Raw genomic sequence first — 22,167 nt, 5'->3', positions numbered from 1 at the left:
TAGTTCCTGCGTTGAATAATTTATTATCCATCAACTTCCCTCCTGCACCTCCCGGCCTTGTGCATGTGCACAACCATTTTTTTCGAGAAGCCCCGTATGCCCTTCAACGCAGCGCAAAACCTGTCCTTCCTGATACGCCATCTGGTGCGCCGCAATCCGGCCGCCCTCGCGCGCGCGCGCGGCCTGGTCGAGCGCGAGCGCCGGCCGTGGGAAGCATTGCAGGCCGAACAGGCCGCCCGGCTGCGCCTGACGCTGCAAACGGCGCGCCAGCGCCTGCCCCGCTACGCCGACATCCCGCCGCTGCCGGAAGGGGCCGACGTGTTCGCATGGTTGCGCCAGCACTATCCCGTCGTCAGCAAGCCCGAGCTGGTCGCCCAGCGCGCCGCGTTCTACCCCAACCAGGGGCGGCGGCGTGCGTGGTGGCCGCTAGGGAAAACCAGCGGCTCCTCCGGCGCGCCGCTTGAAATCTTCCGCAGCGTCCAGTCGGTCATCTGGGAGGAAGCCTTCCAATTGCAGTTCTGGCACTGGGCCGGCCATCGCAACGGCCAGGCGCAGGCGATACTGCGCGGCGACCAGGTGATGGATATCCAGATCCAACGGCCGCCATACTGGGTATGGGACCGGTTCGGCCGGCAATTGCTGGTCTCGACCCGCCACCTGTCCGCCGGCACGGCCGGCAGCATGCTGGACGCCATCGGCGCCGCCGGCGCGCGCCAGCTGCGCGCCTACCCGTCGTCGGCCCACGAACTGGCCAAGGCGGCCGAGCGGCTGGCCCATCCACTGCGCCTGACCGCCGTGGTCACCGGGTCCGAGCCGGTGTATCCGGCGCAGCGGGAGCAGATCGAACGCAGCCTCGGCTGCAAGGTCTTCGATTTCTACGGCATGGCCGAGCGCGTGGCGTTCGCCGGACAATGCGAGCACGGCTCCTACCATTTGAATCCCGAATATTCCTACGTCGAAATCCTCGACGAGCAAGGCGCCGCGACCGACGACTTCGGCTACGTGGTCGGCACCACGCTGCACAACCACGTCATGCCGCTGATACGCTACCGGATCGCCGACCGCGCGCGCTGGGTGGCGGGCGATTGCGCCTGCGGCCGCCGCTATCCGCGCATCGAGCTCTCGTCCGGCAAGGTGGAAGACCAGCTGTACGACCGCGAAGGCACGCCGATCAGCGCGGGCATCATCACGTTTGCCGTCAAGTACCTGGCCAACATCAAGAAAACCCAGGTGGCGCAGACCGGCCCCGGGCAATGGGAGTTGCGGGTGGTGCCCGACGTGCATTACACGCAGGCCGACGAACAGGCGCTGCGCGAGCATTTCGACCACTACGTGAGCCTGAAGGTCGACGCCAAGATCCGCCTGATGGACGACATCCCGCTGCAAGCGAGCGGCAAGTTCAAATGGATCACCCAGGAATGGGCCGGCGCCAAGACGCTGGCCGCGAGCGCGCCATGAGCGCCGGCATCCTGTTCTGCGGCCCGATCCCGGCGCCGGAAGCGCCCGCGGTGGGCGGCTACGAAGCCTGCAACCGGCGCACCATCGCGGCGCTGCGCCAGGCCGGCGCGCTGGTGCACGAGCTGCACTACCCGCAGCCGCGCGGCGGCAAGCTGGCCAAGCTGCGCGGCTACGGCGCCGGCTTTCTGGCGCTGCGGCGCCAGATCGCCGCCACCCCCGGCGCGATTTTCCACCTGACCGGCTTGTACAAGCACTTTGCGCTGGCCGAAATCCTGTTGCTGCGCCAGGCGCGCCGGCACGGCCTGCGCACCGTGTACGATATCCGCGCCGGTGCCATGCACAAGCACTATGCCCGCCTCGGCCCGCTGTACCGCTGGCTGTTCCGGCGCCTGCTGCGCAGCGCCGACCAGGTCATGGTCGAAGGCACGGACTACGAAGCCTTCGTGCAGCAGGTGACCGGCAAGCCGGCCTTCTACCTGCCCAACCACATCAACGCCGCCGGCATTCCGCCGCGGGCGCCGGAGCAGCCGGCCGTGCTGCGCCTGATCTACGTGGGACGGGTCAACCTGGAAAAAGGCGTCGAGACGGCGCTGCAGACGGCCGCCGCGCTGCGCAGCCGCGGGCTGGCGTGCGAGCTCGCCATCGCCGGCCCCGCCGAGCCGGCGCTGCAGCAACGCCTGCAGGCCGACTACGGCGCCAGCGGCGCCCAATGGCTGGGCGCGCTGACGGCGGCCCAGGTGCTCGAGCAGCTGGGGCAGTCGCACATCTTCCTGTTCGCCACCCGCCACGCCGGCGAAGGCCACTCCAACGCCCTGACCGAGGCCATGGCCATGGGCTGCGTGCCGGTCGCCACCGACAACGGCTTCAACCGCTCGGTGATCGGCGATACCGGCCGCATCCTGCCGCTGAGCGCGCCGGCGGCCGACTACGCCGACGCCATCGAGGCGCTGTGGCGCGGCGGCGCCTGGCCGGCGCTCTCGGCCGCGGCCCAGGCCCGCACCAAACTGTTGTTCTCCACCGAACAGGCGGTGGCCCGCCTGCAGGACCGCTACCAACATCTGCTGAAAGCCCCGCTATGAAACTCTTGTTTGCCGGCGACCTCGCCTGGCCCGCCGCCGACATCATGGAATTCGGCGAACTCGCCGCGCTGTGCGCCGACGCCCACATGGTGGTCAACCTGGAGGGCGGCGTCATCACGGCGCCGGCCGAGCAAAGCCAGGTCAACAACGAACTCAAGTTCAACCTGTACTCCCATCCGTCGGTGATCGACGCCCTGGCGCGGCTGCGCGTGGCCGCCTGCGGCCTGGCCAACAACCATATTTCCGACTACGTGGGCGGGATGGAGGCGAGCCAGGCGCTGCTGCAGGCGCACGGCATCGCCATGTTCGGCAGCCGCGACCGGCCGTGGTGCGAGCTGAGCATCGACGGCCAGCAGGTGGTGCTGTTCGGCGCCTGCTCGCCGCTGCCGGAGCCGCGCACCGGCGCCGCCGGCGATCACGCGCTGCTGTTCGCGCCGGCGGCGGCGCTGGCGCAACTGCGGCAACTGCGCCAGCAATTCCCGGCCGCCAAGCTGGTCGCCTTCATGCACTGGGGCTATGAGCTGGCGACCTTCCCGCAGCCGGCCGACCGCGAGTGGGCGCGCGCGGCGATCGACGCCGGCGTCGACCTGGTGATCGGCCACCATCCGCATTTGGTGCAGGGACTGGAGCCGCACGGCAAGGGCTGGATCGCCTACTCGCTGGGCAACCTGCTGCTGCCGCAAGTGGACTTCCGCGGCCATAAGCTGCACTACAAGACGCCGGCCGTGTGCGAGCAGCTGGTGCTCGGCCTGGAGCACGGCAGCCTGCGCGCGCACTGGCTGCGCTACGACCCGCAGGCGCAGCGGGTCGCCTACCTGGGCGGCGGCGCGGCGGCCGAGGACGCCGAGCTGCGGCGGCGCACGCCCTTCCTCGGCATGAGCGACGCCGACTACCGCCGCTGGTTCGCCAGCGAGGGACGGTTCGGCACCGCCGGCAAGCTGGCCAGCACGGTGTTCTGGAGTTACCGCGGCTGGCGCCGGCTGGACAGCGCGCTCAAACTGAACCTGCTCGGCGCCAAGGCCGGCCTGCGCAAGCTGGCGATCCGCAGCGGCTTGCACAAGCCCTACAACTGGTAAGTCCGCGCTCAGCGGCGCAGCAGGCCGCGGTAGCGCTCCGCCACCATGGCGCCCAGCACCCGGTAGCTGCGCGCCGCCTCGATGTAGGCGCCGCCGGCCGCGGCGCGCTGGCGCGCCTGCGCCGGCGCGCGCAGGATGGCCGAGACCGCCTCTGCCATCGCCGCCGGCGTGCTGGCGGTCAGCCAGCCGGCCTGGCTTTGCGTCAGCACATGGGCCTGGTCGGGCGTGTCGTTGCCCACCGCCGGCATGCCCAGCGCCAGGTATTCCAGCAGCTTGGTGGGCGAGCTGACGTCGTACAGGGCGCCGCGCGGAATATAGGAGATCGCCACCTCGGCCGCGGTCAGCAGCCGCCAGGCCTCGGGCGACGGCAGCCAGCCGGTGATGCGGACCGCGTCCGCCAGGCCCTGCGCGGCGATATAGTCGCGCAGCCTGAGCTCGTCGCCTGGGGTCGGCGCATTGCCGATCAGCAGCAGGCAGGCGTCGGCCGTGTGCTGCCGCACCAGCGCCAGCACGTCCACCACGCGCTCCAGGTTGCGCGCGCCGTCCAGCGTGCCCAGATAGGCGATCAGCGGCACCGACTCCCAGCCCGGCGGCCGCGCGGGCGCGGCGGGCGCCTGCAAGCGCTCCATGTCCACCCCCATCGGCACCGCGGTCATGCGGGCCGGGTCGATGCCGTGGGCGCGCATCACTTCCAGCATCGCGTCGCTCTGCACGAACACATGGTCGGCCGCCGGCAGCACCCAGCGGTACAGCAGGCGCTGTTCGATCTTGCCCTTCCACAGCACCAGGCGTTCGCGCCAGCCGGCGCCGCGCCGCAGTTTTTCCTCGGCGCGCTCGATCCGGCCCTCGCTCATCAGGTAGGACACCCAGTAGTAAAACGGCAGGCCCTTGCAGCGCGCCACCAGCAGCGCGAGCAGGCCGATCGGCACCATGTCGCGCACCTGGATGGCGTCGCAGCTGCGCTTGCGCGCGCCCAGCAGCGCCCGCAGGCACAGCCACAGGTAGTCCAGCTCGCGCCGCAGGCGGCCGGCGCGGTACGGCGGGCGGCGGGCCGAGGCGAAGCCCTGCAGCGCGGCCGGCTCCGGCGACGCCATGCCGACCACGTCGCACTCGACGCCGTGGCGGGGCAGGTATTTGCCGAACAGGACGGAGACATCGGCCCGGAACGAGGGCAAGGATTCTGGGACAAACTGCAAGATTTTTACCGGCATGGGCGCATCACAAGTGGAAGTCAAACGGTGGAAGGCAAACGCCGCCCGGGGGCGGCAGGCCGCTGACTATAGCATATGTGATCGAAACGCCAACCTGCGTCGCGGAACCTGGCCGGCGCTGAAAACAATGCGATAATATTATCTTTATCCCGGGATACCGCATGATCCATGTAATGCTGTCACAGCCAGAGAGTTACCGCGACATCGTCGACTACCTGCGCGACCAGGGCGCGCAGGTCACGCTGGTCGGGCCGGACACCGCCACGCATAACATCCGCGGCAAGGCCGCCATCGTCAAGGCCATGTTGTCGCCGCGCCTGCTGCGCGCGCGCCGCAGCTGGGGCGCGGCCGACCGGGTGCTGGTGGTCGGCTGGCAAGCCCTGCCGCTGCTGGCGCTGATCAAGCTGCGGCTGTTGCCGCGGCCGGCCAAGCTGCTGGTGATGGCCTGCTTCATCCATGGCAAGCGGGCCAGAAGCGTGGTCAACCGCGCCTGGCGCCTGCTGCGCTTCCCCGGCATGGGCTTCATCACCTTCTCCGAGGGCGAGGCGCGCAACCTGGTCAACGAGGTCGGCATGCCGCCGGCGGCCGTGCATTTCCACCTCTGGCGGCAGGCGCTCGATGGCCAGGCGGCGCCCGACGCCATCGCCGACGACGGCTACATCTTCAGCGGCGGCTTCTCCAACCGCGACTACGATCTGCTGCTGGAGGCCGCCGGCACGCTGGCGGCGCCGCTGGTGGTGGTGGCCTCGGCCCACAACCAGATCAACCCGGCCGGCGCCGCCACCACGGTGTACCGCGACCTGCCGGAAGCCCAGTTCGAAGCCCTGCTGGCCAAAAGCCGCGTGGTCGCCATGCCGCTCAAGAGCCAGGGCGAAGCGTGCGGCCAGAGCGTCCTGCTGCGCGTGCTGCGCAACGGCAAGCCGCTGATCGCCACCCGCCACGAGGCGATCGAGGCCTACCTGGGCGCCGGCTATGCCGGCTTCGTGCCGCACGGCGACGCCCCGGCCATGGCGGCGGCGCTGCAGCGCGCGCTGGAAGAGCCGGCGTTTCGGGCCGAGCTGGCGGCGGCCATCACCCAGGCCAACCGCCAACTGGCGCAGGCCGACGGCCCCGGCCAGGAAATCGCGCGCTACCTGCAGGCCTGAGCGGACGAAAAAAAACCGGGCGGCGCCCGGTTTTTTTTTGTCCGCCACACAGCGACGGTGTTAATTGCCCAGCGTAATGGTCTGGGTGCCCAGCGCCGATGTCACATCCAGCGTGCGGCTGCCGCCCACGCTGTTGAACTTGCTGGTGACGCCCTTGCAGCCGACGTCCAGCACCACGACAAATTCCGCCGTCTTGGCCGCCGCGGTCTTGACGAAGGCGCCATGGTCCTCGGTCCGCCCCGGCGTCACCGGCCCGGTGCGCTTCTGATAGCTGCTCGGATCGGTGCTGATGGTGGAGGCGCACAGCGAGCGGTCGACGTTGGTAATCTTCACGCTGGTCGGCGTCACCGGGGTGATGGCAGCGAACGCATGCATATTCCATTCAAACGTCAACGCGGTCGGCGCCGCCAGCTTGTCGACCACCACCACCACATCCTGGGTGCGCAGATACCACACTTTGCGCACGGCGGAGGTGAGCGCGGTGCCATAGGCCTGGGTGGCGTCGCCTTCGGCATAGTCGACCGCCGGCGTGGTGGAGAAGGCGGTGATCTTGCCCTTCCGCATCAAGTTGTCGAAGTTCCCATCCGTCAGCTGGCCGACGCCGCTGGTGGCGCCGTTGTTGAAGGTGATGGCGTTGTGGGCCTTGGTCTGGCGGTACCAGGATTGCACCAGCGGCGAATAGTAGAAGTCTTCGTAGCCGGCCTCCGTCAGCAGCCGGCGGCCGCCGCTGTCGATCACCAGCGAGTTCTGGTCGCCGTGGCTGTGGTTGTACGAACCGTAGGGACTGGATTTGAAATAGACCGAGGTGCGCGCGCGGTTGGCCAGGTCGCTGTGCATCGCCACCCAGCCGATGCTGCGGTACACGGCGGCGTTGGCCGGCGGCACCGGCGTGGCGGTGACCGTCTCGACCGGCAACGGATATTGCGCTTCCAGCAAAGCCAGGTCACCCTCGTCGCCAATCAGGTTCTTCACATACCAGGCCGCATTCGGCGTGCCCAGGCGCGACACAAACCCTTTCAGCACCCAGCTGTAGATCGGGTACTCGCGCTCGTCGCCGAACACATGTCCCGGCGCGCCGGGCGGCAGGAAATGCATCAGGTACTGGGCGAAACCGGTGGACCAGGGTTTCTTGAACAGGTCGATATAGGTGGCGGCGATCAACGGCTGCCACAGCTTGAGCGCATAGTCGGTGCTGTACATGGCGTAGGCGGTGCCGTTGGAGTAGCCGCCCTCCGGTCCGCTCCACACATAGATCGAATTCACATAGGCGCGGAACGCGAACTCGAACCAGTCCTTGGCGGCCGGGATGTCGCCCAGCGTCAGCGTCGACACCACCGCCAGATAACCGAGCGCGACCACGCCGTGGGCGTCGTACGGCTGCTCGTCGAGGCGGCTGTTGGAGCCGGCCAGGTCGGCGTAGATGGCGGCGGTGCGGGCCGAAATGCTGTTCATCCAGCGCGTCTTGCGCGCCGCGTCCAGGTCCGGGCCCAGGTAGTCGGCCGCCTTGGCCAGGGCCAGGATGATGCTGCGCGTGGCATTGTCCTGGTTCACATAGCTGGTCATGCCGTTCGGGTCGAGGGCGGCGATTTCATCGCCGCGCGCCAGCGCCTCGTTCAGGAAGACCGTCTCTTTCGGCTTGTCGGGGTTGGAATTCAGGCGGTGCAGCAGGGCCGCCGCCTCCACCTGGACCACGGTGTTGCCGATGGCCTTGTTGATATCGGTGACGTAGGCGGCGCGCGAGGCGCTCGGCGTGGTCGCGGTCACCGGCCAGAGCGCGTCGGACACCGACTTCATGGTGCCGATCTGGCCGGTGACCTGGGCCACCAGGCGCGTGTAGGCGGGGCCGCGCGCGGTCTTCATCGCGGCCGGCCATTTATCGTAGATCAGGAACGAGGATGGCAACTGGCGCGGCCGGTTACGGCCCAGGATGGTCGCCTCCAGGTCTTTGTTTTCCGGCACCACGAAGGCGCCGGTGCCCGCCACCACCGAGAAGGCGCGCGGGGTCGACCAATCCTCCTTGGTGCTCGGCTTGACCCGCCAGGTGTACTGGCCGGCCGGGAAGGTCACCGACGGCAGGTAGAAGTTGCGATACGCGGTAAAGGTGGCATACACCTTGCCTCCGCTTGACACTTCCAGCGTGTACGAGGCCGGCTTGATCCCGGTCGGATAGCGCGCCCAGGCAAACGCCGGCGGATTCTGGACCTGGCTCTGGGCGTCGGTCGGCGCCGGTCGCACGATCGACATATCGGTCGACTCCGCCCAGTCGGCACGGCTGGCGCCGGCGACCAGGCTGAACGCCAGCGCCACGCCGGCGGACACTACATGTTTGTTGACCATCATGAGTCACTCCTTCAAAATTTCAGATGAGCAGGCGCGAGATGTTCCAGCACCGAGCCCCAAGCTGGCCTGCGACGCAAGCATTTTGCCAACTGGTGGACAGACTGGACACCATGCCGGCTACATGCATGCTAACGGGATGAATATACCTGCAAATCGCGACAAATAGGTTGTCTGATGGCAACCGCCCGGGGATCGGCGCTTGTTTTTTATCAAAATAAATTACTTTTCAGCATTATTTCCATGCATGCCGTCCCTTGCATAGGAGGATGCATACCTGCATTCATGCAATAGCTGCACTACATGATAGTCCTAAGATTTCAGACCAACAAGCGTTGATTGGGGCCCGCTGCAGCGCTCAGGAGTCCACCGCACTGCCGCGCGGCTTCATTTTCCCGAAAATCTGCAACACCCAGCGGCGCAACTGCGCGGTATGCCGTTCGCTACCCCACCACAGGGCCACGGCCGCCAGGTTGATGGCGACCAGATAAGCGACGAAGCGCGCCACCGTGGCCCACTGGATCGGCAGCGGGTCGCGCAGCGCCGGGTCCAGGCTGACCAGGCAGAAGGCCAGCGGCAAGTGCAGCGCGTACAGGCTGAAACTATACCCGGAAAAGAAATCGGCGTAGCGCCGCAGCCAGTTGGCGGGGATGTCGCGCGCCAGCAGGATCAGCCCCACCGCCAGCGCGGTGACCACCGGGTCGGAGTTGACGGTGCCGTCGAACAGGCGCCGGATCGCCACCGTCATGACGGCGCTGCCGACGATCAGCGCGATCGCCAGCGGCCGGCGCCAGCGGGCGTCGTAATACACGTAGCTGAGCGCCCCCAGCATCCACACCAGGAATAATAAAAAGTAGCTGGCGGCGCGGCCGGGGTCGTGCGGCTTGTCCGCCAGCAGCAACAGCAGCACCACGCCGGCGGCGGCGGCCGCGCTCCACAGCCGCGCGCCCTTCTTCAGGTAGATCACGCCCAGTCCGGCGGGCAGCAGCAGGTAATACCAGAATTCATTGGAAATACTCCACAGCGACAGATTGCTGCCGAATTGGAAACTGGTGATCATTTGCAAAAAGAACACATTGGACACCAGGGTGTGCCAGGCATACGGCGCCACCTCCAGCCACCAGTCCGGATAGAACGGCACCCGGCTCGCCAGCACATGGGCGCCCTGGCCATAGGCAAAGGCGACGCCGTCCAGGACGGCGGTCAGCAGCAGCGCCGGCAGGATCACGATCCACAGCCGCGTCAGGCGGTCGACGCCATAGCGCAGGGCGTCGAAACGGCCGGCGCGCAGGTCGAGGATGACGCGGCCGCCGATCAGAAAGCCGCTCATGACAAAAAACAGCATGACCGACTGGTGCGCCCAGGAGCCGCTGAAATTCACCAGCGTGGTCAGCAGCGGCGCACGCGCGCCGACCTCGCCCAGCGAGGTGGCGAAGAAGATGTGGTGCAGATGGCCGACCACCACCGCCTGCGCGGCGCCGGCGCGTAGCACGTTGAGCCAGATGGAGGTCTGCGCGGGAATTGTATTCATCGTCGATATCAGTCAGGGAGCGCCGCGCGGTGCGTCTCAGCGCGGCATGTTGGAGGGCGCCGGCGACCGGCTCAGCCAGGCGTGCAGCGCCGGCACGCGCAGCATCGCCGGTTGCTCGATGAAACGGAAGCTCAGGTAGCAGGCCGCGATCAAGGCCGGGGTCGCGGCCGCGACCACCGCCCAATGCTGCAGCGGGCTCAGGTCCTGGGCCTGGGCCGGGCCGAGGACAAAGTTGAAGATGACAAACAGGAAGATCCCGTGCAGCAGGTAGAGGCTGTACGCGAACTCGCCAAAGGTGCGCGACACGCTCCACGTCAGGCTGCCGAACAGCCGGCAGCCGCCGGCGATCAGCGCGAACGCCACGGCCAGCGCCAGCAAGGCCAGCGCGTCATGCGCCGACGGGAATAAAAAGATGGCGACGCCCAGCGCCGCGGCGGTCAACACCGCCGCCGCCGGGCCGTCGGCGAAACGGCGGAATCCCGGGTATTGCACCAGCACCGCCGCCACCATGCCGGCCACAAAGGCGAACAGGTGATGCGGCGGCGGCCGCTTGAGCACCACGGCGGCGACCAGCAGCAGCAGCAGTGCCGCGCTGACCAGCAGATAGGGACGCGGCACGGCGATGCGCAGCGGCAGCGCCAGCACCGGCAGGCTCAGGTAAAACAGCCATTCATACGGCAGCGACCAGGTGACGCCGGCGACGATCACCGCCGTGTCGCGCACGCCGTTGAGGTCCGGCGCGCCCAGCGCCGTAAACGACAGCCACTGCAGCAGGTGCTGCAGCAACTGCGGCCACGGCTCGCCGGGCCGGCCGCCCGACAGCACCGCCACGATGGTCAGCATCAGCGCCATGGCGAACAGGTAGAGCGGCGTCAGCCGCAGCAGCCGGGACAGGTACAGCCTGGTCCAGTCCACCCCGCGCTCGCGGCTGGCGAGCAGCTTGGCGTAGAACAGAAAGGCGGTGATCATGAAGAACAGCGCGACCCCGCCCTGGCCGAAGTTGGTGTAGAAGTAGGACGGCGGCTTGGCCCAGCTGCCGCTGCGCAGATAGAAATACCAGATGCAGGCGTGGTGCAAAAACACCAGGAACGCCAGATAGCCCCGCAAGCCGTCGATCGACGCGTAGCGCCCGGACAGCGGCGGCGCGCCGTAGCGGCGGGTAATGGCGTAGGTCGTCAGCAAGGCCAGGGCCAGGCAGGCGATTACGGGGAGGAAGCTGACAGGATTCATGTGGATAAGGGGCGGAGCTCGCTGCGGAGCGCGTCGGTTAGGATGCTTTCGCGGCGCCGGCCGCGCGCTGGAACGGCGTAAACGAGATATCCCAGCGCGGTTGCAAGGCCAGGCGCTGAAGCACCTTGAACAGCAGGCGTTTCCAGCGGCCGTCCACCCACGAAGCCTTCAGCGCATACTGGTGGATGCCGATCGTTTCCGGCGTGATATCGCTGAACATCAGCTGGCGCGCGTTGAGCGGGTTGCTCTGGTCGTGGGGATTGAACGGAAAAAAGGTCTTGGCGTTCAAGACGGTGCTGCCGGCGCCGCCGCCCAGCTCGACGGCCTGCTTGACGATGACCGGCGAGGTGGCGAACAAGTGCTGGGCGCACAAGTCGTCCAGGATCAGCGCGCGCGCGCGCGCCATGACCTCGCTGCCCGCCTCGCACGCCAGGAAGGCCGTGCCGATGACGTCGGCCGCCTCGCGCGCCAGCACCGTGCCGTCGTAGGCCAGGATGGGGTCGAGCGAGCGCACCAGTTCAAGATCGGTGTCCAGGTAGATGCCGCCCTCGCGGTGCAGCACGTCGAAGCGCACCCAGTCGGCGACAAACGCCCATTTGCGCTGGATGATGGCTTCGCGGCAGTAATCGTTATCGAGGTCGGCATTGTGCTCGGTCCACAACTTCAATTCGTAGTCGGGACAGTGCTTCTTCCAGGATTCGACGCAACGGCGGTGCAGCACGCTCATCTCGCCGCCGCCGAACCAACAGTAATGGATAGTTTTCGGGATCATAAATTTTTCGCCCGCAGACGACGCAACAGGATTATCTTGACCATGGCCACAAACAGCACATGGATTAAAAAGGCCGAGACCGCGCCCAGCAAACCAAAATACAGCGTCAACAGCCATAACTCGGCCAGGTAGAGCAAATTCGAGCCCACCGAAATGATGGTGGTCTGGCGCAGCTTGCCCATGCCCCAGTAAAACGCATGGGTGGTCACGAAGGTGCCGGCCACCACCGCCGTCACCAGCACCACCAGGAACTCCGGCACGTAGTCGCGCAGCACCGGAAACAGCAAGGGCATCCAGATAAACTTGGTCAGGTAGCACAGGCCGCCCGCCAGCGCCGTGACGGCGAACAGCATGCGCATGGTCTTGCCCCACAGCGCGTACGCCCCCGCCAGGTCGCCGCGGTTGACGTGGCGCGCAAACTCCGGGATCGAGGTCGAATAAAACGGCGCCGTGGCGAGATTGACCAGGCCATAGATCCGCTTCAGGATGCTGAACACGCCGAGCGTGTATCCCGGCAATGAAAAGCCGATGATCAAGCGATCCAATTGTGCCACGGGCAGTTCGCAAATGGCCTGCAGCGTGCTCCATTTCCCCACTTCCGCCAGGCGCTGCGGCGTCAGGGTCTCGGCCTCCAGCTCGCCCGGCAAGCCGCGCTCGCTGGCGAAGATGATGCTGAACAACAGTGTGCAGCGCGCCAGTTCCGGCAAGGTGTAGGCCAGCACCATATTGCCCAGGGTCGGCTGGTAGTGCGACACCACGAACAGCACCAGCAGCTTGAGCAGATTGGCCAGGAAGCCGGCCACCAGCAGCACATTGTATCGATTGACCAGCCGGAAATAGGCGGTGTGCGTGCCGATCACCGGGAACACGGCCGACAGCGCCAGCAGCATCAGGTTGAGCGCGCTGAATTCCTTGATCTGTTCCGGCCCCCACCAGGCCAGCACCGCCATCGCCGCCGCCACCGCCGCCACCGCCAGCGTCTCGAAGCGCAGGCTGCGCACCACCTCGGCGCGCAGGCGCGCCGGGCTGAGCCGATGTCCCGGCAACGCCACCAGCATGCCTTGCCAATACTGGAAGCCGCACACGGTAAACACGGTCAGGGCGATCGACTGCACCAGCACCAGATGCCCGTAGGCATCCACGCCGGCGATGGCCAGCATGACCGGGATGGTGATCACGCTGACCCCCGCTCCCGCCACATTGAGCAGGAACATGATCGAACTATTCTTGACCAGCTCGCGAAACGCCCTTGCCGGCTCACTCATGAAGCGATCTTCATCCGGCCACCCGCGCCGGCCCGCTTGGGCGCGCGGGGCACGGGCGCGGCGGGCGCCGGCACAGGCAGGTAACGGGCGCACTGGACGATGCAGCCCAGGCAGAAATACGCCAGCAGCTGGGCGGTCGGCTCGTCGATCAGCGTCTTGTTATAAATGAGCGTCGACAAGGCCAGCAACATCATGGCGGTCGCGGTGTCGACCATCGCCAGCGCGGCGCCGTCGGCCTCCGCGCCGCTGTTCTTCACGTAGCGCCAGCCCACCAGAAAGCCCGAGCCGAAGATCGAGGCGAACAGCAGCGCGCCCAGGATGCCCACGTCCCACAGCAGCGAGGCCATGCCGGTGGCGCCGATGTCGAGCCGGCGGTAGCGCGCGGCGACGACGCCGCGGCCGGTCGACTGGCTGGTCAGGCTGGCGCCCGGGCCATAGCCGATCAGCCGCTCCTGCACGCTGGGCACGGGATCGCGGTACCACAGCGCCAGCGAGGCGCCGCGGCTGATCTCGCCGGTCACATAGTTGATGCCGTTCGGGTCCACCACATAGCCGCCCATGCTGTTGAGCTTTTCCTCCATGGTGTCGGTCTTGGTATGCTGGCCCCAGTACAGGGCGTGATAGACCGCGAAGGTGCCGGCCAGGAAGGCCATCATCAGGGCGCTGAAGACGATGAAGGCGGCGAAATTCCTCAGCACCTTGCGGCGCAGCACCCAGAACACGCCGATCGGCAGCCAGATGAACACCGCCTTGACCTCGCCCAGCAAGACCACGGCGATGCCGACGACAAACACCGCCGCCACCTGCCACCAGGGCGTCAGTCCGCGCGACCAGCGCGCCAGCAGATACAGCATGGCGGCCACGCTGAACAGCACCAGCACCGGACTCATGTTGCCGCCGAAGGAGCCCACCACGCCATCCCAGCCCAGCGCGTTCATCTTGAAGAAATGCTGGTACAGCGTCACCGGCAACTGGGCCAGCGTGATCCAGACGATCAGTATCCACAGCAGGTGCAGGCGGCGCGGGCTCCATTTAAACCAGTACATCGCGAACAACACGCCGAACATCGGCAGGCAGAAACGCAGCACCGACACCGTCTGCGCCAGCGTCGAATGCCCCAGCGCCAGGCTGAAGAAATAGAACAGCAGGTACACGCTGGCGCACAGGGGAACGATCAAGGCGTGCTGCGGCTCGCCCCGCTCGGCCGCGGGACGCCGCGAGCTCAGCATCACCTCCAGCACCGCGCGCACAAAAAACAGTGCGCTCAGGCCGCTGGCCATCCAGGTGGCCAGGCGCAGGCTGAAGAAGTACTGCGCCATGCCGGAGACGAAGAACACCGCCACGAACATGACCGGCATGAGGTTGGCCGTGTTGACGAACAACAGCACCGGGATAAAGATCAGCACGCCTGCCAGCACGATGGTGAACTGCGGCACGCCCAGCGCCACCACCAGGCCGACAAACACCGCCGTCAGCAGCAGCGCGGCGGCGGCCACCACGGCCGTCAGGCTGGGCAGCCGGGAACGGCCGCGGCGCAGCGCCGCACGGACCTGGGGCAAGGGCCGCATGCTGAACGGAGATTTGTGTGAGAAAACGCTCATGTTGAATCCAAGCGGGGCGGACCCCGCTCTCAGTAAGTCGAAACAAAAGCCTGCCGCGCGCGGCAGGCTGCTTGGGCCGGCGCTGCGCGCCAGCTCTAGTGGAGCACCCCGGCGAAGTGCTGACGCAAATTAGGCGGCAAGGCCGCCAGCAAGGAATTGACGAATTGTTGCTGCAACAAATAGCCTTCGTCGCTGTCGGCGGTGATGCTCGACACCCGCATCAGCGTGGCGTCCGGGATCATGCCCTTCAAGGCGTACGCCAGCTTCACCTTCTTCAGCTCCCAGGAGTTGGGCACGGCCTGGTCGCCGACGACCACCCAGTAGGTGATCGGTTCGACGCGGTTGTTCAGGGTCGCCACCATGCGCGAGGAGGCGATGTCGCCGGCCAGGGTCTTCAAGGCGATCTTGCTGGTGGGGCCGACCGCGAAGCCCTGCCCGCCGTAGCAACCCTCGGGGAAGTGCACCGACAGATTGTCGCGCTGTTCGGTGCCGTAGGCGATCGACAGCATGACGCGCTGGCCCGCCTGGTTGACATAGGTGCGCGACAGGGTCTCGGCGTAGATCTTGGTCAGCTCGGCCTGGGTGGAGGGATTGACCACGGCGGCGATCTGATCGACATCCTCGCGCCAGTCGGCGAATTGCTTGGGAATGGCGGTGTCGAGCACGATGCGGGGCCGGGTATCGGCCACGCGGATGGTCGGCGTCACGGCCTGGGTGCACCAGGCGCCCAGCAACATCAGCGCCCCCATCACACAGCCGGCGATCTTGCTACGGTTCATGCCTTACCTCCTTGTGCCTGGCGCAGCCGCACCACCCATTGCAGCAGCGAATCGATGCTCAGGATCAGGGTCAGCGCGCTGATGAACAGCACCATGCCGGCAAAGCCGTGCAGGAAGCCCTGGCCGGCGGCGTCGCCGAAATAATAGGTGATCAAGGTCAGCGCGGCGACCCGGGTCACGTTGGCGGTAAACGAAATCGGGATGATCAGCGCGGCCAGCGCGAAGTTGCGGAAGGCCGAGGTATGCCGCACCACGTTCAGATAGAACAGTCCCAGCGCTTCCAGGGTCAGCAGGGTTTGCAGCCCGGCGCAGGCGTCGGCCACCAGCAGCTGATACTGGCCGATCTGCAGGATCACGCCGGTGCGCGCGATCGGATAGCCGGCCCAGAACAGCAGGTGCTCGCAGACATAGGACACCGCCATCTTCATCGGCAGGGTCAGCGTGGTCACGACCGCGCTCGGCAGCGGTATCATGAACAGCATGAAGAAAAACGGGAACCACACCAGGCGCATGGCGGCCGGCCCCAGCTTGATGAGCAGGATGGCGCCGGTGATCAGCACGAAGGAGCCGATCTCAAACGCCAGGATCTGCTGCGAACGGCCGGCGATATACATCAGCAGGCCGAACACGAAAACGCTCCAGCCGACATACGAGGTGTGCTGACGCACCGCCACCCGCATCACCTCGTCGCGCTGGCGCCACAACAGCCACAGCGACAAGCCCAGGATGATCGGCCCGTGCGCCTGCTCCTCCGACATCCACACGCCGGTAAACAAGGTGTAGAACGACGGCACATACAGGACCAGGAAGCCGACCACCAGCAGCAGCCATTCCTGCAGCAGGTCCGCCGTGATGGGGCGCGGGCGCGTCATCGACATCATTAGAAGTCCACCAGGACCGAGCCGATTACTTCGGCGCCGCTGTGCAGCATCTTCTCGGCCAGGGCGTTGATGTCCGCCACCGGCGTGTGGTTGCGGCGCGCCACCAGCAGCACGCCGCCCAGGCGCGCGGCGATGGCCAGCGCGTCGGAGCCGACCGCGCTGGCCGGAACGTCGTACAGCACCACGTCGTAATGCGATTCAAGCTCGGCGCTGAGGGTGCCGAACGCCGGACGGCTGAGCAGCTCCTGCGGATTGGGCGGCAGCGTGCCGGCGCCCAGCACCGACAAGTCCACGAACGACTCGATCTTGGTGATGGCGTCGCCGTTGGCGCGGCCGGCCAGCATGTCCGACAGGCCCTGCCGCTCGGTCAGGCCGAACACCGTGTGCTGGCTCGGCGTGCGCAGGTTGGCGTCGACCAGCAGGGTCTGTTCGCCCAGTTGCGAGAACACCACGGCCAGGTTGGCCGCGAACAGGCTGGCGCCCTCGCCGCTGTGGACGCCCGCGATCACCAGCGATTTGCGGCCGCGCGCCACCCAGCGCAGCATCAGCTGGCTGCGCACCGCGCGCAGCGTCTCGATCTGCGGGCTGAACGGTTGATAGGCGGCGATCAGCTTGTCCGAGTACTTGCCCTGCCCTTGCTGCAGGTAGGGATAGTCGAACTGGCGCGCCAGCACCTGCTGGATGTCGGCCTCGGTCACCAGGCCCAGGCGCTGGGCCGCCTCGCCGAAACGTATCCCCAGTTCCTTTTGCATGCGCAGCACGCGTTCGGCGTTCTCGGGGCTGATCTTGCCGGATTCCAGCAGCAGTCCGCCGATGCTGGAGTCGGCGCCGCGCTGCGGTGCGGCGGCGAGTTTTTGCAATCCTGAATTCATGTTATTTTCCATACTCAATTGATACGCAGGCTACGGGGCACGAGGGACGAGAAACGGCCCAGGCGCTTGCGGCTGGGAGCGTTCCACTCGATCGTCCCCAGCACCGGCAATTGCAGCAGTTCGCTCAAGTCCGCTTCGGAACGGACGCGGCGGTCCAGCATTTCGGCCAGCAGCGAGAAGCCGACGCCCAACAGCCCGCCCAGGAACAAGGCCAGCACGGTGTTCAGCACCACCTTCGGGCCCGACGGCTTGATCGGCGCCACCGCCGGATTGAGCAACGAGATATCCGACTGTTCCGACTGGCCTTCGATGCGGGTCTGGGCAAAGCGCTGGGCGCTCAGGTCGAAGGCGCGCTGGGCGTTTTCCACATCTTTCTGCAGCACGTTCATTTCGTCGCGGGTGCGGTTGAGCTCCAGCACCTTGATCTTCTGCGCCGACAGCGCCGCCTGGATGGCGCCTTCGCGCTGGTGCAGGATGCCGGCGTTGTTGCTGACCGAATTGCTGGTCAGGCGGGTGCTTTCATTGAGTTCGGCGCGCATGCGCTCGATCTCGGCGCGCAGGCTTTCATATTGCGGGTGATTCTTGCCCAGGCGCTGGCCCATCTCGGCCAGTTTCGACTCCGACGTCGCCAGCGTCAGCTTGAGGTTTTGCACCAGCGGATTGGAGGCCACGTCGGGCGATTCCGCACCGCCGCTGCCCTGCGCCATGGTGCGGCGCGACGCCGCTTCCATCGCCTGCCCCTGCGCCGCCACCAGCTGCGCCGACAAGTCGTTCAGGCGGTTCGATTCCACGTCCAGCCGGTTGTCCACGCTGACGATGCCGTGCTCCTGCTGGTACTTCGACAGCCGGCTTTGCGCCGTTTCCAGGCTGTCGCGCAGCAGCTTGGTCTGTTCGCTGAAATAGATCGTGGCCTTCTTCATCGGGTCGACCTTCAGCTGGATGCTGGCACGCTGGTATTCCTCGGCGAAGGCGTTGGCGACGGCGGCGACGAACTGCGGATCGCTGCCCTTGAAACTGAGGTCGACCACGCTGCTTTCACGGGCCGGCACGATTTCCAGCTTGGCCAGCAGCAGGTCGGCCAGCCAGTCGCGCACGCTGCCGACGCCTTCGGTGGCTTCGTTGAACTGTTGCACCACGGCCGGGCTCTGGGCCAGCTTGAGCTGGTCGACCACGCGCAGCGCCACGTTCTTGCTGGTGATGATGTCGATCTGGGTCGCCATGTAGCCGGGCAGCAACTGCCCCGGCATGGTCAGGCCGGTCACCGGGTCCACGCCCTTGTAGTTCATCAGCAGCGTGGCCGTACCCTTATATGTCTTGGGCAACAACAGACTCACGACCAGGGTCACGCCGACGGTCAGCAAGAGTGTAATGAGTAATATCCATTTCCGCGCACGCAGAACCAGAAAGAATTGGTGGAAATTCATGTTGAACCTTCAAGTCATCATAGGGGAACGAGCGCCGTGGCGATCGTACAATACCGGCCGGTTTAGAACCAGCTTTCCTTTACATACACAACATCATCGGTTTGCAGCAGGTCGTCCTGCTTGGCGTCGATCAGCTGCACCTTGCCCTGGGCGTCGCGACGCTTGATCAGCATGCCGCGTTCGGTGCCGCGCGGGGTCAGGCCGCCGCCGGCCGACAGCGCCTGCACCACCGTCATGGTGCGCTCCAGGCGGAACATGCCGGGACGCTGCACTTCGCCGTAGATGTAGAAGCGCGGTGCGCGCTCGACGTAGATGACGTCGTTGCCGGCCAGTTCGAAGTCCTGGCCCAGTTCGCCGCTGCGCACCATCTGGATGACATCGATGACATCCTTGGTGACCACGCCATTGCGTTTGCGGATCAGGCTGACGGTATCGCCGCCGTCCGCCGCCACGCCGCCGGCCATCGCCAGCATGTCCATCAGGCTACGCTTGCCTTCGACCGGATAGCGGCCGGGACGGTTGACCTGGCCCAGCACCGAAACCTGCTGGCTCTGGATGACCGTGACGATGATGTTGACCTGCGCCTTGCGCACATAGCCGCCGCTCTCGAGCAGGCCGGCCAGCTTCTTCTCGGCGCCGGCGACCGTCTGGCCACCCACCTCGACCTGGCCCAGCAGCGGGAAGGTGATGGCGCCGGTTTCGCTGACGCGGGTTTCCAGGCCCAGGTCAGGGTTGCCGTAGACCGAGATTTTGAGGACATCGCCCGGTCCCAGCAACACATCCGCCGCGGCGGCTCCCAGCATGGTGAACGCCAGCAGACTAGCGATAATCCAGCGCGCAAATTTTTTCATGGTTTCAGATCCTGTTTGATTTATGTTCTATACACGAATAATCGATTACTTCAGTCCGGCCGCGCCGCGTTCGTTGACCGCGTCGGCGGCCGCTGCCGGCGCAGGGGCGCTGGCTGCCGGCGCGCTGGCTGCCGGCGCCGCGGCGGCGGCAGGCTTGGCCTTGGCGGCGGCATCGGCATCGGCCTTGTTCAGGTACTCGATCTTGGCCGCAGCCCGCAGGCGGGCGATTTCCGCGTCCGCCGCTTCCTTGGTTTTCTTGTTGTACAAGAACTGCTGGATCTGCGGCGTCGCGACCTCGAGCGACACCGGGGCTTCCTTGACGTCGCCGATCGCGTTCAGCAGGCTGCGCTCGCCTTCGGTAATGATGAACAACTGGCCTTTGGGCATGGCCAGCAGCTTGGTCGCCAGCTCCGTCGGCAAGTCCGTGGTCGAGCGCTGCAGCTGGGTGCGGGCATAGCGCACCTGGTGCGCATCCATCCATGCGGCCGCGTCGTCCAGCGTCTTGACGTTGTCGATGGCGCTCTTCAGGGTGGCATCCATGTCCTTGCTGGCGATCACCAACTGCCGCATGTCCAGCTGCTTGCGCTGGCTGAACAGCAGCGGATGGTCTTTATAATAGGCTTCCGCTTCGGCGACGGTCGGCTTGGCGACGTTGCCGACGCGCTTCTGGATATAGGCCTGCGCCACGATCAGGGCCTTGGCGCGCTCGATCGACTGCACCACCTTGGGATCGCGGTCGGTCTTGTCCTTGGCTGCTTCGCTCTGCAACAATTGACGGTCGATCAGCGATTCCAGCAACTGCTTGCGGGCCGCTTCCTGCTGGGCCGGCTGCACGCCGGCGCGTTGCAATTCTTCGTTCAGCTGCAGTACCGTGATTTCTTCACCGTTGACGCTGACCAGCGACTGTCCCGGCTTTTTCTCCTTGTTGCCGCAGGCGCCCAGCGCCAAGGCTGTCACCACGATCAGGCCCGAGCAAAGCACGCCCTTGCCGCTAACTCGCTTCTTGTTTGCCATCAATGTCGCCATATCAGAAGTGTTCAAAATAATTCCTTGAGATCATAAGAAAGGACAGCTGTGTCCGCCGGTCGCCGGACGGCATTGCCCGAAGAGTATGCAACCGGCACCATGGATTGTCAATATTACAAAGCCAATTGTATCGTTAGAAACAGCTTAACACCAAGTTTGCCTAAATAATCACACTGTGGATTCTAGAGCAACATGCCGCAATGCAGCAACACTGTAGGAAGGCCGCGCGCGCGGCGCCGGCCTCAATGGGCGTTGTCGCGTTTTAGCACCACCTTGACCGTGCGCAGGATGATCCACAAGTCCAGCCACAGCGACCAGGTCCGCAGGTAGTCGAGGTCGTAGCGGATGCGCGCCTCCATCTTGTCCAGGGTCTCCGTCTCGCCGCGCAGGCCATTCACCTGCGCCCAGCCGGTAATGCCGGGCTTGGCCTTGTGGCGCAGCATATAGCCCTTGATCAGCTTGCGGTACTGCTCGTTGTGCGCCACGGCGTGCGGGCGCGGACCGACGATGCTCATGCGGCCCTGCAGCACGTTTATGAACTGCGGCAACTCATCGAGCGAGCTGCGGCGCAGGAAAGCGCCCACCCTGGTCACCCTCTGATCGCCCTTGGTGGCCTGCACCACGGTGGCGCCATCCTCGGCCACCGTCATCGAGCGGAATTTGTAGACCACGATTTCCTCGCCATACAGGCCATAGCGGCGCTGCCGGAAAATCACCGGTCCCGGCGAGGTCAGCTTGATCGTCAGGGCGATCACCAGCATCACCGGCAGCAGGCCGATCTGGATCACCAGCGCCAGCACGATATCGCTGATGCGCTTGATCATGCTGTTAATCCCGGTGAACGGCGTCTCGCAGATGGCGATCACCGGCATGCCGCCGACGTTGTCGAAGCGGGCCTGCATCAGGTCGAACACATAAATATCCGGCAGGAAATACACCGACGCGGTGGTGTCCTGCAGCTCGTCGAGCAGCTTGCGGATGCGCGGCTGGGCCGAGATCGGCTGGCTGATGAAGATCATCTTGACATGATGCTCGCGCACGTAGGCGGCGATGTCGCCCATGCGGCCCAGCATGGGCCAGCCCATCTCGGCCGGCCAGCGGTCTTCGGTGCGGTCGTCGAAAAAGCCCAGCATCTGCATGAACAGGTTCGGGTGGCGGTCGATGGCGCGCGAGAACTTCAAGCCGACATCGTTGGCGCCGACGATAATCACCGAGCGCACCTCGCTGGCGTTGCTCGGGTCGGACCCGAACTTGCGCGCCACCAGGTGGCTGGCCAGCAGGAAGAACGGGGCGGCGACGAACCACGACACGACCACCGCGACGTCATAGTGATGGGACAGGCCGCTGACCGAGCCCAGGAAGATCAGGATCAGCGCGGTGACCGCCCAGCCGACCACGATGTCGCGCGAATAGGCCAGCATGCGGCCGCCGCGCCAGGTGCGGTAGGGGTCGACATGCTGGTACACCGCCGAGGAGACGAAGAAGGCCAGCACCATCAGCACCAGCGAGTACCCGGTAAACGGCACCCCGTACAGCATCGAGAACAGATACAGGGCCCCCATGATAATCAGCGGGTCGAGCACGCGCTGAAAAAACGAGATCATCGGAATATCATTGACAGTCATGGCT

General features: G+C 65.9%; 18 protein-coding genes. 4 read left to right on the top strand and 14 right to left on the bottom strand.

Annotation, left to right across the window (positions count from 1 at the left end):
* Nucleotides 1-96 precede the first annotated feature (96 nt).
* From D0T21_RS32105 to D0T21_RS23640, 3 genes are read left to right on the top strand one after another with little or no spacing between them, the layout of a single operon-like run.
* Nucleotides 97-1,458 (top strand): phenylacetate--CoA ligase family protein, encoded by a 1,362-nt coding sequence (locus D0T21_RS32105; RefSeq protein WP_158568048.1) that lies wholly within the window; start codon nucleotides 97-99, stop codon nucleotides 1,456-1,458.
* Nucleotides 1,419-2,537 carry a glycosyltransferase family 4 protein gene (locus D0T21_RS32100; protein ID WP_158568047.1) on the top strand — a complete coding sequence of 373 codons (1,119 nt, stop codon included), beginning with the start codon at nucleotides 1,419-1,421 and terminating at the stop codon, nucleotides 2,535-2,537. Before D0T21_RS32105 ends, D0T21_RS32100 begins: the two co-directional genes overlap by 40 nt.
* Nucleotides 2,534-3,613 (top strand): CapA family protein, encoded by a 1,080-nt coding sequence (locus D0T21_RS23640; protein WP_116992958.1) that lies wholly within the window; start codon nucleotides 2,534-2,536, stop codon nucleotides 3,611-3,613. Before D0T21_RS32100 ends, D0T21_RS23640 begins: the two co-directional genes overlap by 4 nt.
* An 8-nt stretch (nucleotides 3,614-3,621) precedes the next feature.
* Here D0T21_RS23640 and D0T21_RS23635 read toward each other — a convergent pair whose 3' ends face one another.
* The gene (locus tag D0T21_RS23635) at nucleotides 3,622-4,809 is read right to left on the bottom strand and encodes a glycosyltransferase (protein ID WP_158568046.1); all 1,188 of its coding nucleotides are present in this window, start codon (nucleotides 4,807-4,809) and stop codon (nucleotides 3,622-3,624) included.
* Nucleotides 4,810-4,997: 188 nt separating this feature from the next.
* On the opposite strand from D0T21_RS23635, the gene D0T21_RS23630 reads away from it, so the two are divergent.
* Nucleotides 4,998-5,969 (top strand): glycosyltransferase, encoded by a 972-nt coding sequence (locus D0T21_RS23630; RefSeq protein WP_158568045.1) that lies wholly within the window; start codon nucleotides 4,998-5,000, stop codon nucleotides 5,967-5,969.
* Nucleotides 5,970-6,029: 60 nt separating this feature from the next.
* Here the strand turns inward: D0T21_RS23630 and D0T21_RS23625 are convergent, their stop codons facing one another.
* From D0T21_RS23625 to D0T21_RS23570, 13 genes are all read right to left on the bottom strand, one after another.
* Nucleotides 6,030-8,309 (bottom strand): heparinase II/III family protein, encoded by a 2,280-nt coding sequence (locus D0T21_RS23625; protein ID WP_116992955.1) that lies wholly within the window; start codon nucleotides 8,307-8,309, stop codon nucleotides 6,030-6,032.
* 355 nt (nucleotides 8,310-8,664) lie between these two features.
* Nucleotides 8,665-9,837 (bottom strand): acyltransferase, encoded by a 1,173-nt coding sequence (locus D0T21_RS23620; protein ID WP_116992954.1) that lies wholly within the window; start codon nucleotides 9,835-9,837, stop codon nucleotides 8,665-8,667.
* A 36-nt stretch (nucleotides 9,838-9,873) separates the two neighbouring features.
* A complete protein-coding gene (locus tag D0T21_RS23615) occupies nucleotides 9,874-11,067 on the bottom strand; it encodes an acyltransferase (protein ID WP_116992953.1) in 1,194 nt (397 codons plus the stop codon).
* Between the two features lie 37 nt (nucleotides 11,068-11,104).
* Nucleotides 11,105-11,839, bottom strand: coding sequence for a glycosyltransferase family 32 protein (locus tag D0T21_RS32095; protein ID WP_158568044.1), 735 nt, complete (start codon nucleotides 11,837-11,839; stop codon nucleotides 11,105-11,107).
* Nucleotides 11,836-13,104, bottom strand: coding sequence for a lipopolysaccharide biosynthesis protein (locus D0T21_RS32090; RefSeq protein WP_158568043.1), 1,269 nt, complete (start codon nucleotides 13,102-13,104; stop codon nucleotides 11,836-11,838). Before D0T21_RS32090 ends, D0T21_RS32095 begins: the two co-directional genes overlap by 4 nt.
* A complete protein-coding gene (locus D0T21_RS23605; protein ID WP_147328163.1) occupies nucleotides 13,101-14,705 on the bottom strand; it encodes a hypothetical protein in 1,605 nt (534 codons plus the stop codon). Before D0T21_RS23605 ends, D0T21_RS32090 begins: the two co-directional genes overlap by 4 nt.
* 95 nt (nucleotides 14,706-14,800) lie before the next feature.
* Entirely contained in the window at nucleotides 14,801-15,484 is a 684-nt protein-coding gene (epsI, locus tag D0T21_RS23600; protein ID WP_116992951.1) for an exosortase-associated protein EpsI, B-type, read from the bottom strand.
* On the bottom strand, nucleotides 15,481-16,365 hold the full coding sequence (gene xrtB / locus D0T21_RS23595; protein WP_199538590.1) for an exosortase B: 885 nt from the start codon (nucleotides 16,363-16,365) through the stop codon (nucleotides 15,481-15,483). The genes epsI and xrtB overlap by 4 nt, the downstream gene beginning before the upstream one ends.
* The gene (gene epsG / locus D0T21_RS23590; RefSeq protein WP_116993072.1) at nucleotides 16,365-17,237 is read right to left on the bottom strand and encodes a chain length determinant protein tyrosine kinase EpsG; all 873 of its coding nucleotides are present in this window, start codon (nucleotides 17,235-17,237) and stop codon (nucleotides 16,365-16,367) included. The genes xrtB and epsG overlap by 1 nt, the downstream gene beginning before the upstream one ends.
* 14 nt (nucleotides 17,238-17,251) lie before the next feature.
* Nucleotides 17,252-18,661 (bottom strand): chain length determinant protein EpsF, encoded by a 1,410-nt coding sequence (gene epsF, locus D0T21_RS23585; protein ID WP_116992950.1) that lies wholly within the window; start codon nucleotides 18,659-18,661, stop codon nucleotides 17,252-17,254.
* Nucleotides 18,662-18,723: 62 nt separating this feature from the next.
* Nucleotides 18,724-19,512: a polysaccharide export protein EpsE gene (gene epsE, locus D0T21_RS23580; protein ID WP_116992949.1), complete on the bottom strand. Its 789-nt coding sequence runs from the start codon at nucleotides 19,510-19,512 to the stop codon at nucleotides 18,724-18,726.
* 45 nt (nucleotides 19,513-19,557) lie between these two features.
* On the bottom strand, nucleotides 19,558-20,526 hold the full coding sequence (locus D0T21_RS23575) for an EpsD family peptidyl-prolyl cis-trans isomerase (RefSeq protein WP_116992948.1): 969 nt from the start codon (nucleotides 20,524-20,526) through the stop codon (nucleotides 19,558-19,560).
* 254 nt (nucleotides 20,527-20,780) lie between these two features.
* On the bottom strand, nucleotides 20,781-22,163 hold the full coding sequence (locus D0T21_RS23570) for an undecaprenyl-phosphate glucose phosphotransferase (RefSeq protein WP_116992947.1): 1,383 nt from the start codon (nucleotides 22,161-22,163) through the stop codon (nucleotides 20,781-20,783).
* Between the last annotated feature and the right edge of the window lie 4 nt (nucleotides 22,164-22,167).

Origin of the sequence: Duganella sp. BJB476 (assembly GCF_003416895.1) — a bacterium.
Classification (GTDB): domain Bacteria; phylum Pseudomonadota; class Gammaproteobacteria; order Burkholderiales; family Burkholderiaceae_D; genus Rugamonas.
This window is presented reverse-complemented; position numbering and strand designations above follow the sequence as displayed.

Coding starts and splice junctions, on each gene's coding strand:
- D0T21_RS32105 (WP_158568048.1), top strand. CDS start 97: ATGCCCTTCAACGCAGCGCAAAACCTGTCCTTCCTGATACGCCATCTG.
- epsG (WP_116993072.1), bottom strand. CDS start 17,237: ATGAATTCAGGATTGCAAAAACTCGCCGCCGCACCGCAGCGCGGCGCC.
- epsF (WP_116992950.1), bottom strand. CDS start 18,661: ATGAATTTCCACCAATTCTTTCTGGTTCTGCGTGCGCGGAAATGGATA.
- D0T21_RS32090 (WP_158568043.1), bottom strand. CDS start 13,104: ATGAGTGAGCCGGCAAGGGCGTTTCGCGAGCTGGTCAAGAATAGTTCG.
- D0T21_RS23615 (WP_116992953.1), bottom strand. CDS start 11,067: ATGAATCCTGTCAGCTTCCTCCCCGTAATCGCCTGCCTGGCCCTGGCC.
- epsI (WP_116992951.1), bottom strand. CDS start 15,484: ATGAACCGTAGCAAGATCGCCGGCTGTGTGATGGGGGCGCTGATGTTG.
- D0T21_RS23570 (WP_116992947.1), bottom strand. CDS start 22,163: ATGACTGTCAATGATATTCCGATGATCTCGTTTTTTCAGCGCGTGCTC.
- D0T21_RS32100 (WP_158568047.1), top strand. CDS start 1,419: ATGGGCCGGCGCCAAGACGCTGGCCGCGAGCGCGCCATGAGCGCCGGC.
- D0T21_RS23625 (WP_116992955.1), bottom strand. CDS start 8,309: ATGATGGTCAACAAACATGTAGTGTCCGCCGGCGTGGCGCTGGCGTTC.
- D0T21_RS23575 (WP_116992948.1), bottom strand. CDS start 20,526: ATGGCAAACAAGAAGCGAGTTAGCGGCAAGGGCGTGCTTTGCTCGGGC.
- epsE (WP_116992949.1), bottom strand. CDS start 19,512: ATGAAAAAATTTGCGCGCTGGATTATCGCTAGTCTGCTGGCGTTCACC.
- D0T21_RS23640 (WP_116992958.1), top strand. CDS start 2,534: ATGAAACTCTTGTTTGCCGGCGACCTCGCCTGGCCCGCCGCCGACATC.
- D0T21_RS23620 (WP_116992954.1), bottom strand. CDS start 9,837: ATGAATACAATTCCCGCGCAGACCTCCATCTGGCTCAACGTGCTACGC.
- D0T21_RS32095 (WP_158568044.1), bottom strand. CDS start 11,839: ATGATCCCGAAAACTATCCATTACTGTTGGTTCGGCGGCGGCGAGATG.
- D0T21_RS23605 (WP_147328163.1), bottom strand. CDS start 14,705: ATGAGCGTTTTCTCACACAAATCTCCGTTCAGCATGCGGCCCTTGCCC.
- D0T21_RS23630 (WP_158568045.1), top strand. CDS start 4,998: ATGCTGTCACAGCCAGAGAGTTACCGCGACATCGTCGACTACCTGCGC.
- xrtB (WP_199538590.1), bottom strand. CDS start 16,365: ATGATGTCGATGACGCGCCCGCGCCCCATCACGGCGGACCTGCTGCAG.